Origin of the sequence: Escherichia sp. AM3, assembly GCF_032029835.1 — a bacterium.
Taxonomy (GTDB): domain Bacteria; phylum Pseudomonadota; class Gammaproteobacteria; order Enterobacterales; family Enterobacteriaceae; genus Escherichia; species Escherichia coli.
This window is the reverse complement of record NZ_JAVUPQ010000040.1, coordinates 1-15,541: the sequence shown is the minus strand read 5'-3', so window position 1 is coordinate 15,541 and position 15,541 is coordinate 1. Positions and strand designations below refer to the sequence as shown.

The following is a 15,541-nucleotide window of genomic DNA, read 5'->3' as shown; positions in this document are numbered from 1 at the left end:
TTATTTAAACTGTTTGAGGAAACGCAGATCGTTTTCGAAGAATGAACGCAGGTCGGTGACGCCGTAACGCAACATAGTCAGACGCTCCATCCCCATCCCGAAGGCGAAACCAGAGTAAACTTCCGGGTCGATGCCAACGTTACGCAACACGTTCGGATGCACCATCCCGCAGCCCAGCACTTCCAGCCATTTACCGTTTTTACCCATGACGTCCACTTCTGCAGAAGGTTCGGTAAACGGGAAGTAGGAAGGACGGAAGCGAATCTGCAAATCTTCCTCAAAGAAGTTACGCAGGAAGTCGTGCAGCGTGCCTTTCAGGTTGGTAAAGCTGATGTTGGTATCAACAATCAGACCTTCCATCTGATGGAACATCGGCGTGTGAGTCTGGTCGTAGTCGTTACGATAAACACGGCCAGGCGCGATGATACGAATCGGTGGCTGCTGGGCTTTCATGGTGCGGATCTGTACGCCAGAGGTCTGGGTACGCAGCAGGCGGGTAGTGTCAAACCAGAAAGTGTCGTGGTCAGCGCGCGCCGGGTGGTGACCAGGAATGTTCAGAGCATCGAAGTTATGATAATCGTCTTCGATTTCCGGCCCGGTTGCCACGGTAAAGCCAAGCTCACCGAAGAAACTTTCGATACGGTCGATGGTACGGGTAACCGGATGCAGACCGCCGTTTTCAATGCGACGACCTGGCAGAGAGACATCAATCGTTTCCGCCGCCAGACGCGCATTCAGTGCAGCGCTTTCCAGTTCCGCTTTACGCGCATTCAGCGCCTGCTGAACCTGCTCTTTCGCTTCGTTGATAACCGCACCAGCTGCCGGACGCTCTTCTGGCGGCAGCTCACGCAGGGTCGTCATCTGAAGGGTTAAGTGCCCTTTTTTACCCAAATATTCGACGCGCACATTATCTAACGCGGCAACATCTGACGCCTGGCTAATGGCCGCCTTCGCACTGGCAACCAGTTCTGCGAGATGTGACATGGTTTTCCTCATTGTGTCAGTGGTGACACTGGTTCGTTGGACTTAGAGCCTATCCCATCAGGCTATTTTACTTGCCATTTTGGTCCCGGGCTGTGCTCGAAATTCTCACGTACTTAAATACGCTCCGGTTTCTCCGCGCTGGCCGTGTCCAGTCTGGCTGCGACAATTACACCTGATGAGACAGGCTTTTTATTTTTCAAAACGCGCATACAAAAAAAGCCTCCACTGGGAGGCTTTCAGGCGCTGTTTTCCGTTTCTCTTCTCACGCGCTAGCCTCCTGGATTCAGGTGCTAAAGTAAAAAAAGAAGCGGAAAATAGCAGCATTCATTGCTTGCGTTACCTTTTGGTACTCTTCAAAAGACCTTTATTGAAAAGGCTACGGCGATAAAAGTCAATGTTTTGATGGCGTTGAAACGAAAAGAGGGAGACTAGCTCCCTCTTTCAACTGGCTTATGCCAGAGCTGCTTTCGCTTTTTCAACCAGAGCGGTGAACGCTACTTTGTCGAATACTGCGATATCAGCCAGGATCTTACGGTCGATTTCAACAGAGGCTTTTTTCAGGCCATTGATGAATTTGCTGTAAGAAATACCGTTCTGACGTGCTGCTGCGTTGATACGCGCAATCCACAGTTGACGGAACTGACGCTTACGTTGACGACGGTCACGGTAAGCATACTGACCAGCTTTGATAACAGCCTGGAAGGCAACGCGGTATACGCGAGAACGCGCACCGTAGTAGCCTTTAGCTTGTTTCAAAATTTTCTTGTGACGTGCGCGTGCAATAACACCACGTTTTACGCGAGCCATATGTGCTCTCCTGTATCTATATTCTAATTAAAAAGTTAAAAACGTTAACGGCTTATGCGTACGGCAGGCACGCGATTACCAGGCCCAGATCGCCTTTGGAAACCATGGCTTTCGGACGCAGGTGACGTTTACGTTTGGTCGCTTTTTTGGTCAGAATGTGACGCAGGTTAGCGTGCTTGTGCTTAAAACCACCTTTACCGGTTTTTTTGAAGCGCTTAGCAGCACCGCGTACGGTCTTAATTTTTGGCATTTTAATAACTTCCACTTCGCATTGTTAATAAACGAAACAAAGGCGAACAAAGCCTGTGAAGCCCGAAGGCTCCACAGACAGTGCTACTTGAAGGCCTTACTGTTTCTTCTTAGGAGCGAGCACCATGATCATCTGGCGGCCTTCGATCTTCGTTGGGAAGGATTCGACCACTGCCAGTTCTTGCAAATCGTCTTTCACGCGATTAAGCACTTCCATACCGATTTGCTGGTGCGCCATCTCACGACCGCGGAAACGCAGCGTGATTTTGGCTTTATCACCCTCTTCGAGAAAGCGAATCAGGCTGCGGAGTTTTACCTGATAGTCGCCTTCATCTGTACCAGGACGGAATTTAATTTCCTTAACCTGGATAACTTTTTGCTTTTTCTTCTGTTCCTTAGAAGACTTGCTCTTTTCATAGAGGAATTTGCCGTAATCCATTATACGACAAACCGGCGGCTCGGCGTTAGGGCTGATCTCGACTAAGTCTACTCCGGCTTCTTCTGCTTTCTCCAGAGCTTCTCTCAGACTCACAATACCAAGCTGCTCGCCTTCCAGACCTGTTAAGCGAACTTCCTGGGCGCGAATTTCGCCATTGATACGGTTAGGGCGCGCCGTTTGAACTCGTTTTCCGCCTTTAATACCTTATTCCTCCAATTGTTTAAGACTGCGGCTGCGAATCTCTTGTTGCAGCTTCTCGATCACTTCATTTACGTCCATGCTTCCCAGGTCTTTACCACGGCGGGTGCGAACGGCAACTTTGCCAGATTCCACCTCTTTATCACCACAGACCAGCATATATGGGACGCGACGCAAAGTGTGCTCGCGGATTTTAAAGCCAATCTTCTCATTTCTCAAGTCTGCTTTAACACGAATGCCCGCATTTGATAGTTTTTGCGTCAATTCGTTAACGTAATCAGACTGTGAATCGGTAATATTCATGATAACAACCTGAACCGGCGCAAGCCAGGTCGGGAAGAAACCAGCGAATTCTTCGGTCAGGATACCGATGAAACGTTCCATCGACCCAAGAATTGCGCGGTGAATCATTACCGGTACCTTACGCTCGTTGTCTTCGCCCACATAGGAGGCGCTCAGACGAGACGGCAAGGAGAAGTCCAGCTGTACTGTACCGCACTGCCATGCACGATCGAGGCAGTCATACAGGGTAAATTCAATTTTCGGACCGTAGAAAGCGCCTTCACCCAGTTGATATTCAAACGGGATGTTGTTTTCTTCCAGCGCAACCGCCAGGTCCGCCTCAGCACGATCCCACATTTCGTCGCTGCCAATACGTTTTTCAGGACGAGTGGAGAGTTTGACGACGATCTTCTCGAAGCCAAAAGTGCTGTACATATCATAGACTAAACGGATACATCCGTTAACTTCATCGCGAATTTGTTCTTCAGTACAGAAGATATGCGCGTCATCCTGGGTAAATCCACGCACGCGCATCAGGCCATGCAGCGAACCTGACGGCTCGTTACGGTGGCAGCTACCAAACTCGGCCATACGCAGCGGCAGATCGCGATAAGACTTCAGCCCCTGGTTAAAAATTTGTACGTGACCCGGGCAGTTCATCGGCTTAATGCAGTATTCACGGTTCTCAGAAGACGTGGTGAACATTGCATCTTTGTAGTTGTCCCAGTGACCGGTTTTTTCCCACAGGACACGGTCCATCATGAACGGACCTTTAACTTCCTGATACTGGTACTCTTTCAGTTTAGAACGAACAAACACTTCCAGTTCACGGAAGATGGTCCAGCCGTCGTTGTGCCAGAATACCATACCCGGCGCTTCTTCCTGCATATGGTACAGGTCGAGCTGTTTACCGATTTTACGGTGGTCGCGTTTCGCGGCTTCTTCCAGGCGCTGCAGGTAAGCGTTAAGTGCTTTTTTGTCTGCCCACGCCGTACCGTAAATACGTTGCAACATTTTGTTGTTGCTGTCGCCACGCCAGTAAGCCCCTGCCGTTTTCATTAGTTTGAAATGATGGCAGAAACGCATGTTCGGTACGTGCGGACCGCGGCACATATCGACATATTCTTCATGGAAGTACAGACCTGGCTTGTCATCATGGGCGATGTTTTCGTCAAGAATGGAGACTTTGTAGCTCTCCCCACGGTTGGCGAAAGTTTCACGCGCTTCGTGCCAGCTGACTTTCTTCTTAATGACGTCGTAGTTTTTCTCAGCAAGCTCATGCATCCGCTTCTCGAGTGCTTCGACATCTTCCTGGGTTAACGTGCGGTCAAGATCAACGTCGTAATAAAAACCGTTGTCAATAACCGGGCCGATTGCCATTTTGGTATGCGGCCAAAGTTGTTTAATCGCGTGCCCTAACAGGTGCGCACAGGAGTGACGAATGATCTCCAGACCGTCTTCGTCTTTGGCGGTAATGATGGACAGTTGTGCGTCGTTTTCAATCAGATCGCAAGCATCAACCAGTTCGCCATTAACGCGCCCTGCGATACAGGCTTTCGCCAGACCTGGACCAATGTCCAGCGCAACATCCATGGGGCTTACAGCGTGGTCGTAATGGCGTTGGCTGCCATCAGGAAGAGTTATAACAGGCATTTTATATCCTTATTTGCAGTGGTGACCCACACGAAAGATCACATACAAAGAAAAATTTGTTTATTAACAGTTCATTGCGAAACCATCTAGCCAACAAATGCTAAATTGGTTCGCAATCAGGTACACAAATGAAAGACATTAACCTCTCACCTTCCACCCGGTTGAGCGATGTTAACACTAAAAAAAGGGAGATTGTACCTTTCCGTTTCACATTGATTCGATTCGCAATTCGTTTGTAGTGAGTACACCAGCAAAACGCTTAAAGAACAACTGATAACATCACGGTGCGTCTGAAAGGTTTACTGCGAGCGGATTTACAGCAGCATAAACTGAATCCAGCAAAGTTCGTTGCGTGATTTGGCGGTAGTATTTTAAACGCTCATGAGATTAATGACGAAGTGGTCATATCACAATGATAAAAGTGACACAATTCTTATAACAATTTTTCGTGCACATTTCGTTCTGGCGATAATAATTAATCATCATCCTCAAAACCTCCAGATATATATAAGGCGAACAGATTATGAGTCAAAACGATATCATTATCAGAACTCATTATAAGTCTCCTCATAGCTTGCACATCGATAGCGACATACCAACACCTTCATCAGAGCCTATTAATCAATTTGCGCGCCAGCTCATCACCCTACTTGATACCTCTGACTTAAGTTCGATGCTGTCATACTGTGTTACTCAGGAATTTACCGCAAACTGTCGAAAAATATCACAAAATTGTTATTCCACTGCCCTTTTTACCATTAACTTTGCCACTTCACCCATCCATGCAGAAAATATACTCATTACATTACACTATAAAAAAGAAATCATTTCCTTATTACTGGAAACCACGCCTATTAAAGCTAACCATTTGCGAAGCATACTGGATTATATTGAACAGGAACAGTTAACTGCTGAAGATCGTAACCATTGTATGAAACTGTCTAAAAAAATCCATAGAGAAAAAAACTATACACCCAACAGTAAATCTCAATGGTAGTGCATGTTTTTTGCAATCTCCTTCTGACGCTATTTTTTGTCGCCATCTGTCATTGCAATACGCCCTTGATTCATTGAGAAATGGAAAAGGCAAAGTCAACCTGATTAAACATTACTCCTCCGTTGAATCCATACAGCAGCATGTCCCCTTAGTCCGGGACGCGGAGTTCAGAGCATTACTTCGCCATCCTCCTGCAGGGAGTCGCGTTATCGCGAGTAAGGATTTTGGCTTCGCTTTAGATATTTTCTTTTGTCGAATGATGGCAAACAATGTCAGTCATATGTCCGCGATTTTATATATAGACAATCATACTTTGTCAGTAAGGCTACGAATAAAGCAGTCAGTGTATGGACAATTAAATTATGTTGTGTCCGTTTACGACCCGAACGATACCAACGTTGCCGTCAGAGACACCCACAGGACAGCACGGGGCTTTCTTTCGCTTGATAAGTTCATCAGTTCAGGTCCCGATGCTCAGACCTGGGCTGATAGATATGTTCGCAACTGTGCAATTGCTATTCTGCCCCTATTACCTGTGGGAGTTCCAGGGGCTATTTTCGCGGGTATTGCATCACGAATGCCATTTGCCCCTATACATCCATCGGCAATGTTGTTAATAATGGCTACAGGCCAGACTCAACAGCTTATTACATTATTCAAACAGTTGCCCATACTCCCTGAAAAAGAAATCATTGAAATAATAACCGCGCAGAATAGCGTTGGTACACCTGCTTTATTTTTGGCTATGATGAACGGACATACTGACAACGTGAAAATATTTATGCAAGAAATTCAGTCACTGGTAGATAATCACATCATTCATGAAGATAATCTGGTTAAATTACTGCAAACTAAAAGTGCTAACGAAACACCTGGACTTTATATCTCCATGTTGTATGGATTCGATGAAATAATCGATATCTTTCTGAATGCATTAACCACTCCAATAGCACAAGAGCTTTTAAACAAAAAACTGGTGATGAGTATTTTAGCCATGAAAATACATGATGGTGAGCCAGGATTATACGCCGCAATGGAAAATAATCACCCTTTGTGTGTCACACGGTTCCTCTCTAAAATTAATGGCATCGCCTTTAAATACAAGTTGAGCAAAGCTAACATCATGGATTTATTAAAAGGAGCTACAGCACAGGGAACCCCTGCATTATACATCGCCATGAGCAAGGGTAATGAAGACGTCGTGTTATCTTATATATCGACGCTGGGTGCTTTTGCAAAAAAAACATTCTTTTAGTCAACATCAGTTATTTACACTATTGACCGCTAAAAATCATGACAACATGTCAGCTGTTCATATAGCCATTCATCATAAGCATTATAAAACTGTAGAAACATATTATGCTGCTATTAATGCAATCAGCCAAAGCCTGAGTTTTAGTGCTGATGAAATAAAGACGTATTTATAACCAGCTATTTACGATATATATCGATACATAATTTTATTTTTTCATAAAACGCAGAAACAGTGAGCAGGTGTACAACGCCACCCGACGGCTGTAATAACAAAAAATCCCTTGATGCCTGTCCCTTTTGTTACACTCCGTTATCACGCACAAGAGATATGCAGGACACTGGTATGCCGACTAAACGCTTTGATAAAAAACACTGGAAGATGGTGGTGGTGCTACTGGCAATCTGTGGCGCTATGTTGTTGCTCCGTTGGGCAGCAATGATTTGGGGCTGAGCAGTGACAAACGAAGACAGCCAGACCGCATAACACGGTCCGGCAGATAATTTTACATGCTGTAACCCAGCGATAAAGTTGTCCGACGATCGGTATGTTCCGGTGCAGACTCTGGAGGTTCAGAGTTCCATGTGACGTTGTAAGCCACCTTCAGTCCAAAATGTTCATTAATAGCAACATTTAATGCGCTTTCGGAGTTCAGCGTTGTGTCTTCCGCGCCAAAGACCGAAACACCCTGCGTAAATTTAGCGTTGTCAGTCAACTGCCATGCATAAGCCCCGGAGGCATAGCCCAGCGGCTGGGTTTCACTGGCATTGTCGGTATATTTGTCGTAACGCACACCTGGACCGAATTCAAAGCGGAAACTGTGTACCGGGCCATTCAAAAACTGACGACCATAACCCGCGGTCAACACATCGCGCTCTCGATAGCCGTTATAACGGTCTGTCAGCCAGCTTGCCTGACCAAATAAATAGTCATAATCAGTTAAATTAAAACGGCTACGCCCGCCCGCCGCATATTTTTCTGAAGAACGCTCATCATTAGAAGAAGTATTACTGGCGTTCCCCCACAGCGACCAGGCAGTGGTTTGTCCATACCAGGTCATGGTGGTGTCAGCCGTAAGTGAGGAGCTTTTCGTATTGCCTGATTGTGCAAGATATCCTGCGTTCAGATTACCTTCGAAAGGTTTTTTAGCGCTGGCAGGATCGTCCATGACAGTAAAAACGGAATCATCGGCAGCTGCATTCAGTGACGCAAACATGCCCCCCGCCAACATAACGATGGCAGGAACTGTCTTCAAAAGCTTCATTTATCAAGAGTCCGTACAACAAAAAAAGAGACCATCGCGGTCCCGGAAACTTTCTTAAGGATCAAAGATTAGCGTCCCTGGAAAGGTAACGAATTATAAAAAGGCGCGAATAACTTAGCAATGTATTCTTATTTCATTTTTTGAATAAGCATGTGGCGAAAACAGATTTTTATTTATATATATTTATCTACAAAATTTTAAATAAAGCTCCAATAAATCATATTGTTAATTTCTTCACTTTCCGCTGATTCGGTGCCAGACTGAAATCAGCCTATAGGAGGAAATGATGGTACGTATCTATACGTTGACACTTGCGCCCTCTCTCGATAGCGCAACAATTACCCCGCAAATTTATCCCGAAGGAAAACTGCGCTGTACCGCACCGGTGTTCGAACCCGGGGGCGGCGGCATCAACGTCGCCCGCGCCATTGCCCATCTTGGAGGCAGTGCCACAGCGATCTTCCCGGCGGGTGGCGCGACCGGCGAACACCTGGTTTCACTGTTGGCGGATGAAAATGTCCCCGTTGCTACTGTAGAAGCCAAAGACTGGACCCGGCAGAATTTACACGTACATGTGGAAGCAAGCGGTGAGCAGTATCGTTTTGTTATGCCAGGCGCGGCATTAAATGAAGATGAGTTTCGCCAGCTTGAAGAGCAAGTTCTGGAAATTGAATCCGGGGCCATCCTGGTCATAAGCGGAAGCCTGCCGCCAGGTGTGAAGCTGGAAAAATTAACCCAACTGATTTCCGCTGCGCAAAAACAAGGGATCCGCTGCATCATCGACAGTTCTGGCGAAGCGTTAAGTGCAGCACTGGCGATTGGTAACATCGAGTTGGTTAAGCCTAACCAAAAAGAACTCAGTACGCTGGTGAATCGCGAACTCACCCAGCCAGACGATGTCCGCAAAGCCGCGCAGGAAATCGTTAATAGCGGCAAGGCCAAACGGGTTGTCGTTTCCCTTGGTCCACAAGGAGCGCTGGGTGTTGATAGTGAAAACTGCATTCAGGTGGTGCCACCACCGGTGAAAAGCCAGAGTACCGTTGGCGCTGGTGACAGCATGGTCGGCGCGATGACACTGAAACTGGCAGAAAATGCCTCTCTTGAAGAGATGGTTCGTTTTGGCGTAGCTGCGGGGAGTGCAGCCACACTCAATCAGGGTACACGTCTGTGCTCCCATGACGATACGCAAAAAATTTACGCTTACCTTTCCCGCTAACAAAAACATTCCCCCAGCATTGGGGGAATCATCACCAACCTGTCGGCAACGCGTTTCTCCGACTATGCTCAAAAGTCATGTGATAACAAAGGGGTGAACTATGGCCAGTGGCGATCTTGTCCGTTATGTCATAACCGTCATGTTGCATGAGGATACATTGACTGAAATTAACGAGTTGAATAATTACCTGACTCGCAACGGTTTTTTGCTCACCATGACGGATGATGAGGGAAATATCCATGAGCTGGGGACTAACACTTTTGGACTTATCAGTACCCAAAGTGAAGAAGAAATTAGAGAACTGGTTTCGGGGCTTACCCAAAGTGCAACCGGCAAAGATCCTGAAATCACCATCACGACCTGGGAGGAATGGAATAGTAACAGAAAATAAATGGTTTTTGGGCAATAATCAGTCTGTGGTGTGCGTTAGCTCGTGTTTTTACACCGCATTCTTGCGCTAACCTTATGATCTGGCAGACAACATGGGAGAGACATCATGTGGCAGGCAATCAGTCGTCTTTTGAGCGAGCAGTTAGGTGAAGGCGAAATCGAACTGCGTAATGAACTGCCTGGCGGAGAAGTCCATGCCGCATGGCATTTGCGCTATGCAGGACATGACTTTTTCGTCAAATGTGATGAAAGGGAACTGCTTCCCGGTTTTACCGCCGAAGCCGACCAACTGGAGTTACTGTCGCGTAGTAAAACCGTCACCGTGCCTAAGGTTTGGGCAGTTGGCGCTGACCGTGACTACAGTTTTCTGGTGATGGATTATCTCCCACCTCGTCCGCTGGATGCGCATAGCGCATTTATTCTTGGTCAGCAAATTGCGCGTTTACATCAATGGAGTGACCAACCACAATTTGGCCTCGATTTTGATAACTCGCTCTCCACAACTCCACAGCCCAACACCTGGCAACGTCGCTGGTCAACGTTTTTTGCTGAACAACGGATTGGCTGGCAGTTGGAACTGGCAGCAGAGAAAGGGATCGCTTTCGGCAATATCGACGCCATCGTCGAGCATATTCAGCAGCGTCTGGCCTCGCATCAACCGCAGCCTTCTCTGTTGCACGGCGATTTATGGTCCAGCAACTGTGCGCTGGGTCCGGATGGCCCGTACATTTTCGACCCTGCCTGCTACTGGGGTGACCGAGAGTGCGACCTGGCGATGTTACCGCTGCATACTGAACAGCCGCCACAAATCTATGACGGCTATCAGTCAGTATCCCCGCTACCTGCCGATTTCCTTGAACGTCAACCGGTTTACCAACTCTACACGCTGTTAAATCGTGCAAGATTATTTGGCGGTCAGCATTTGGTTATTGCTCAGCAGTCATTGGATAGATTATTAGCAGCATGATATGGGTTGAGGATAATGGCCGCTCCGTGCGGCCTTTTGATTAAATAAACCCAAGCAGAGAAAAGAATACATAACCTGCAGCAATACAAATAACCGGCAGGATATACAGTGAGAAAAACTGCAGGAAAATAGTATGGTGCGGAACAACAATACGGGACTCAATTTGTTCACGCGTTAGCCCCTCTTCCCCTTTGGCTTTTTCCAGAATGAGTTGATCTTCAACACCTTCCCGCAAGAAGCGCGCCTGGCGACTCATCCGGGCACCGGAATCCTGCAACGCCAGTCCGACAAAAATCAGGATGAAAATCACCCAGAACATAACGTTCACGCCACCATTAAAATTGGGCGTCGGGGAGTTATACCAGAATAGATTCAAAAAAGGCGTATTCGCCTGCATCATATCGATCATGACATGAGTAAAGTCGAGCATGACCGCATTAATGCCTTCCTGGTTTTCCTGTCGGGTATTCATAAATTTCAGCAAAGAAATCAATGTAGAGATCAATGCAGGTATAAAAATCACCCAACCCAAAATCCTTTTCAAAACAGCAATGCGTCCAGCTTGTTGATACGTCATGAGTTCTCCTTGATTAAGACGCGTCGTTTCACTTAGTTTACCTGTAGATATCTGTTTTCGCCCATTCTTTAAAGGCGATATGATAGGCGCTTAATCATAAGCACGGCTTAATACCTTACACATAATGCTCTAAAGGAGAGGTTGTAATGTCAACCCCGCGTCAGATTCTTGCTGCAATTTTTGATATGGATGGATTACTTATCGACTCAGAACCTTTATGGGATCGAGCCGAACTGGATGTGATGGCAAGCCTGGGGGTGGATATCTCCCGTCGTAACGAGCTGCCGGACACCTTAGGTTTACGCATCGATATGGTGGTCGATCTTTGGTACGCCCGGCAACCGTGGAATGGGCCAAGCCGTCAGGAAGTAGTAGAACGGGTTATTGCCCGTGCCATTTCACTGGTTGAAGAGACACGTCCATTATTACCAGGCGTGCGCGAAGCCGTTGCGTTATGCAAAGAACAAGGTTTATTGGTGGGGCTGGCCTCCGCGTCACCACTACATATGCTGGAAAAAGTGTTGACCATGTTTGACTTACGCGACAGTTTCGATGCCCTCGCCTCGGCTGAAAAACTGCCTTACAGCAAGCCGCATCCGCAAGTATATCTCGACTGCGCAGCAAAACTGGGCGTTGACCCACTGACCTGCGTAGCGCTGGAAGACTCGGTAAATGGCATGATCGCCTCTAAAGCAGCCCGCATGCGTTCCATCGTCGTTCCTGCGCCAGAAGCGCAAAATGATCCACGTTTTGTATTAGCAGACGTCAAACTCTCATCGCTGACAGAACTCACCGCAAAAGACCTTCTCGGTTAATGACCAGGGGCAGTGATCTCGCTGCCCCTGGTTCTTTATCTGAAATTGCATTCAACTGACGGATTAATCGTCAATTTAAGAGAAAGAGTTACACCGTCACCACTTCCGTGCACTGTATAAAAATCCTATACTGTACGTATCGACAGTTTAGTGAGTTTTATCATGACGGCGGAAGGTCACCTTCTCTTTTCTATTGCTTGTGCGGTATTTGCCAAAAATGCCGAGCTGACGCCCGTGCTGGCACAGGGTGACTGGTGGCATATTGTCCCTTCCGCAATCCTGACGTGTTTGTTACCGGACATCGATCACCCAAAGTCGTTTCTTGGGCAGCGATTAAAATGGATATCAAAACCGATCGCCCGCGCTTTTGGGCATCGTGGTTTTACCCACAGTCTGCTGGCGGTATTTGCGCTGCTGGCAACCTTTTACCTTAAGGTTCCGGAAGGCTGGTTCATTCCGGCTGATGCGCTACAAGGAATGGTGCTGGGTTATTTGAGCCACATACTTGCCGATATGCTGACACCCGCCGGTGTTCCCCTGCTCTGGCCATGCCGCTGGCGTTTCCGCTTGCCTATCCTGGTTCCCCAAAAGGGCAACCAACTGGAACGTTTTATCTGCATGGCATTATTTGTCTGGTCGGTATGGATGCCCCATTCATTACCCGAGAACAGCGCTGTTCGTTGGTCATCGCAAATGATCAATACCTTGCAGATCCAGTTTCATCGGCTTATTAAGCATCAGGTTGAATACTAAAAAGGCAAAAATCACCTTTCTGGAATAAGCAATTCCATTTGAATATAAGAGCCAGCTCACAGTTCTGTTAATCTTGCGCCAACACTATGACTGCTACGCAGTGATAGAAATAATAAGATCAGGAGAACGGGGATGAACTTTCCATTAATTGCGAACATCGTGGTGTTCGTTGTACTGCTGTTTGCGCTGGCTCAGACCCGCCATAAACAGTGGAGTCTGGCGAAAAAAGTGCTGGTGGGTCTGGTGATGGGTGTGGTTTTTGGCCTTGCCCTGCATACCATTTATGGTTCTGACAGCCAGGTACTTAAAGATTCTGTACAGTGGTTTAACATCGTTGGTAACGGCTATGTTCAACTGCTGCAAATGATCGTTATGCCGTTAGTCTTCGCCTCTATTCTGAGCGCGGTTGCCCGTCTGCATAACGCATCTCAGTTAGGCAAAATCAGTTTTCTGACCATCGGTACGCTTTTGTTTACCACGCTGATTGCGGCGCTGGTCGGTGTGCTGGTCACCAACCTGTTTGGTTTGACGGCTGAAGGTCTGGTTCAGGGTGGTGCAGAAACTGCACGTCTGAACGCCATTGAAAGTAACTATGTTGGTAAAGTCTCTGATCTGAGCGTTCCGCAGCTGGTCTTGTCCTTTATCCCGAAAAACCCGTTTGCCGATCTTACCGGAGCCAATCCGACGTCAATTATCAGCGTGGTAATTTTTGCCGCATTCCTCGGCGTAGCTGCATTGAAACTGCTGAAGGATGATGCGCCGAAAGGTGAACGCGTCTTAGCCGCTATCGATACCCTACAAAGCTGGGTGATGAAACTGGTTCGCCTGGTCATGCAGTTGACCCCTTACGGCGTTCTGGCTCTAATGACCAAAGTGGTTGCAGGTTCTAACTTGCAAGACATCATCAAACTGGGAAGTTTCGTTGTCGCGTCCTACCTCGGTCTGCTGATTATGTTTGCAGTGCATGGCATTCTGCTGGGCATTAATGGCGTGAGTCCGCTGAAGTACTTCCGTAAGGTATGGCCTGTGCTGACGTTTGCCTTTACCAGCCGTTCCAGTGCTGCGTCTATCCCACTGAATGTGGAAGCACAAACGCGTCGTCTGGGCGTTCCTGAATCCATCGCCAGTTTCGCCGCCTCTTTCGGTGCAACCATTGGTCAGAACGGCTGCGCCGGTTTGTATCCGGCAATGCTGGCGGTGATGGTTGCGCCTACGGTTGGCATTAACCCGCTGGACCCGATGTGGATTGCGACGCTGGTCGGTATTGTTACCGTTAGTTCCGCAGGCGTTGCCGGTGTCGGTGGTGGTGCAACTTTCGCCGCACTGATTGTACTGCCTGCGATGGGCCTGCCAGTAACCCTGGTGGCGCTGTTAATCTCCGTTGAACCGCTTATCGACATGGGCCGTACGGCGTTAAACGTTAGTGGCTCGATGACAGCTGGCACGCTGACCAGCCAGTGGCTGAAGCAAACCGATAAAGCCATTCTGGATAGCGAAGACGACGCCGAACTGGCACACCATTAATTCTTATGCTGGCAACGGTCCGTTTTGTATAGGGGCCGTTGCCTTACTTTTTAAATGTTCCATCGCGGCGATGCATACTGACTCATATTTAAACAGATCGTCAGCGAAAAAAATGTCCAACTTATCAATACATTCCTGGCTCAATGAATGTGCCTGTAGCGAGAAGCTTAAAACCTCATACCCGAGACGTTTTCTAAGTGAACTATCTGGAATACTCATAATATCTTCAAGCACACCACTTCCCATTCCCGGAAGATTTAGTGGATTAAAAAGAAGATTGATATTAAGCATTGATATTATCGAAGGAAACTTTAGGAGACTCTCATTTTTTTGAATCGCAGCAAAAATGCTCCCGACAGGATGTATATAATTTTGTTCATAGTATATAGTCCTTAAATAGTGAATAACCAACCTGTTTTTTATACTGATCAAATTGGTCATTTTTTCTGGGCGAAATACAGAAGTGACATCCATTCCAATAAAATCTTTATTTATACCTCTTATCCGAATTTCACTACCATAAAGATTATTAATTATTACTCTATATTTAACATTGTCCTGCAGATATGTATCAAAACTAAGTGCTGGCGCTCCTGGCTTTGAGGCATCATAGTTAATGTTAGACATATAGGCAATCATATAATTAAAGTTTGATTCTGCTATTTCATCGCAGTCACATTGACCCGTTGATATAAAGAAAGTGAGTGCTGTCATAGTAGACTGCAGCCTTTCTTTAAAAGAGTCGAAAGCCAGGCTTTTAATATTTAAATCACCATAATTACTCTGTATTAAGTTTGTAGAAAACATCTCCCGCCTCATATTGTTAACAAAATTATTATCTCATTTAAATCTAAGTCATTTACAATATAAGTTTAAGAGCGACGCCACAGGATGAACTATCAAAAATAGCTCATCATGATTAGCAAAACTTAACCATTTTAAAATAAATAAACAATTAAAGAAAAAAGATCACTTATTTATAGCAATAGATCGTCAAAGGCAGCTTTTTGTTACAGGTGGTTTGAATGAATGTAGCAATGAAATACAAAATTTCAGGCCATGTAACTCCCGGCAAAACCGGGAGGTACGTAATCCTTACTCGGTGATGCTGCCAACTTACTGATTTAGTGTATGATGGTGTTTTTGAGGTGCTCCAGTGGCTTCTGTTTCTATC

At 46.7% G+C, this 15,541-nt stretch carries 16 protein-coding genes, 1 pseudogene and 1 other annotated feature; of the genes and pseudogenes, 8 read left to right on the top strand and 9 right to left on the bottom strand.

Going from position 1 to position 15,541, the window contains the following annotated elements; all coding sequences use genetic code 11:
• The 6 genes from pheS to thrS all read right to left on the bottom strand — a co-directional run bounded on the left by pheS (position 1) and on the right by thrS (position 4,612).
• The gene (gene pheS, locus RTW80_RS14925) at positions 1-984 is read right to left on the bottom strand and encodes a phenylalanine--tRNA ligase subunit alpha (RefSeq protein ID WP_000018596.1); all 984 of its coding nucleotides are present in this window, start codon (positions 982-984) and stop codon (positions 1-3) included.
• 209 nt (positions 985-1,193) lie between these two features.
• Positions 1,194-1,318: a sequence feature (Phe leader region), on the bottom strand.
• Positions 1,268-1,312: a pheST operon leader peptide PheM gene (gene pheM / locus RTW80_RS14920; RefSeq protein WP_001386830.1), complete on the bottom strand. Its 45-nt coding sequence runs from the start codon at positions 1,310-1,312 to the stop codon at positions 1,268-1,270. It overlaps the preceding feature by 45 nt.
• Before the next feature lie 116 nt (positions 1,319-1,434).
• Positions 1,435-1,791 carry a 50S ribosomal protein L20 gene (gene rplT / locus RTW80_RS14915; protein ID WP_000124850.1) on the bottom strand — a complete coding sequence of 119 codons (357 nt, stop codon included), beginning with the start codon at positions 1,789-1,791 and terminating at the stop codon, positions 1,435-1,437.
• A 52-nt stretch (positions 1,792-1,843) separates the two neighbouring features.
• A complete protein-coding gene (gene rpmI / locus RTW80_RS14910) occupies positions 1,844-2,041 on the bottom strand; it encodes a 50S ribosomal protein L35 (RefSeq protein WP_001124225.1) in 198 nt (65 codons plus the stop codon).
• A gap of 96 nt (positions 2,042-2,137) precedes the next feature.
• Entirely contained in the window at positions 2,138-2,680 is a 543-nt protein-coding gene (gene infC / locus RTW80_RS14905; RefSeq protein WP_001700733.1) for a translation initiation factor IF-3, read from the bottom strand.
• 3 nt (positions 2,681-2,683) lie between these two features.
• Positions 2,684-4,612 (bottom strand): threonine--tRNA ligase, encoded by a 1,929-nt coding sequence (gene thrS / locus RTW80_RS14900; RefSeq protein WP_001144190.1) that lies wholly within the window; start codon positions 4,610-4,612, stop codon positions 2,684-2,686.
• Between the two features lie 523 nt (positions 4,613-5,135).
• Between thrS and espL1 the strand changes: the two are divergent.
• Both espL1 and yniD read left to right on the top strand, forming a co-directional pair.
• A pseudogene (gene espL1, locus RTW80_RS14895) lies at positions 5,136-7,036 on the top strand (type III secretion system effector EspL1).
• A gap of 170 nt (positions 7,037-7,206) precedes the next feature.
• Positions 7,207-7,314 (top strand): small membrane protein YniD, encoded by a 108-nt coding sequence (yniD, locus tag RTW80_RS14890; protein ID WP_001142445.1) that lies wholly within the window; start codon positions 7,207-7,209, stop codon positions 7,312-7,314.
• A 52-nt stretch (positions 7,315-7,366) separates the two neighbouring features.
• On the opposite strand, the gene RTW80_RS14885 is transcribed toward yniD, so the two are convergent.
• Positions 7,367-8,125, bottom strand: coding sequence for a YdiY family protein (locus RTW80_RS14885; RefSeq protein ID WP_000771396.1), 759 nt, complete (start codon positions 8,123-8,125; stop codon positions 7,367-7,369).
• A gap of 286 nt (positions 8,126-8,411) precedes the next feature.
• Here RTW80_RS14885 and pfkB point away from each other — a divergent pair, with 286 nt between their 5' ends.
• The 3 genes from pfkB to RTW80_RS14870 all read left to right on the top strand — a co-directional run bounded on the left by pfkB (position 8,412) and on the right by RTW80_RS14870 (position 10,698).
• Positions 8,412-9,341 (top strand): 6-phosphofructokinase II, encoded by a 930-nt coding sequence (pfkB, locus tag RTW80_RS14880; protein WP_000251723.1) that lies wholly within the window; start codon positions 8,412-8,414, stop codon positions 9,339-9,341.
• A 100-nt stretch (positions 9,342-9,441) separates the two neighbouring features.
• Positions 9,442-9,732 carry a type V toxin-antitoxin system endoribonuclease antitoxin GhoS gene (gene ghoS, locus RTW80_RS14875; protein WP_032247849.1) on the top strand — a complete coding sequence of 97 codons (291 nt, stop codon included), beginning with the start codon at positions 9,442-9,444 and terminating at the stop codon, positions 9,730-9,732.
• Positions 9,733-9,837: 105 nt separating this feature from the next.
• Positions 9,838-10,698, top strand: a complete 861-nt coding sequence (locus RTW80_RS14870) for a fructosamine kinase family protein (RefSeq protein ID WP_000267657.1) — start codon at positions 9,838-9,840, stop codon at positions 10,696-10,698.
• Between the two features lie 40 nt (positions 10,699-10,738).
• Here RTW80_RS14870 and RTW80_RS14865 read toward each other — a convergent pair whose 3' ends face one another.
• Positions 10,739-11,275 (bottom strand): YniB family protein, encoded by a 537-nt coding sequence (locus tag RTW80_RS14865; protein ID WP_000222172.1) that lies wholly within the window; start codon positions 11,273-11,275, stop codon positions 10,739-10,741.
• Positions 11,276-11,421: 146 nt separating this feature from the next.
• Between RTW80_RS14865 and hxpB the strand changes: the two genes are divergently transcribed.
• The 3 genes from hxpB to tcyP all read left to right on the top strand — a co-directional run bounded on the left by hxpB (position 11,422) and on the right by tcyP (position 14,367).
• The gene (gene hxpB, locus RTW80_RS14860; RefSeq protein ID WP_000106833.1) at positions 11,422-12,090 is read left to right on the top strand and encodes a hexitol phosphatase HxpB; all 669 of its coding nucleotides are present in this window, start codon (positions 11,422-11,424) and stop codon (positions 12,088-12,090) included.
• Between the two features lie 162 nt (positions 12,091-12,252).
• Entirely contained in the window at positions 12,253-12,843 is a 591-nt protein-coding gene (locus tag RTW80_RS14855) for a metal-dependent hydrolase (RefSeq protein WP_001297653.1), read from the top strand.
• 132 nt (positions 12,844-12,975) lie between these two features.
• Positions 12,976-14,367: a cystine/sulfocysteine:cation symporter gene (gene tcyP, locus RTW80_RS14850; RefSeq protein WP_001010696.1), complete on the top strand. Its 1,392-nt coding sequence runs from the start codon at positions 12,976-12,978 to the stop codon at positions 14,365-14,367.
• Between the two features lie 3 nt (positions 14,368-14,370).
• Here tcyP and ydjO read toward each other — a convergent pair whose 3' ends face one another.
• Positions 14,371-15,174 (bottom strand): protein YdjO, encoded by an 804-nt coding sequence (gene ydjO / locus RTW80_RS14845; RefSeq protein ID WP_001310874.1) that lies wholly within the window; start codon positions 15,172-15,174, stop codon positions 14,371-14,373.
• Positions 15,175-15,541 lie beyond the last annotated feature (367 nt).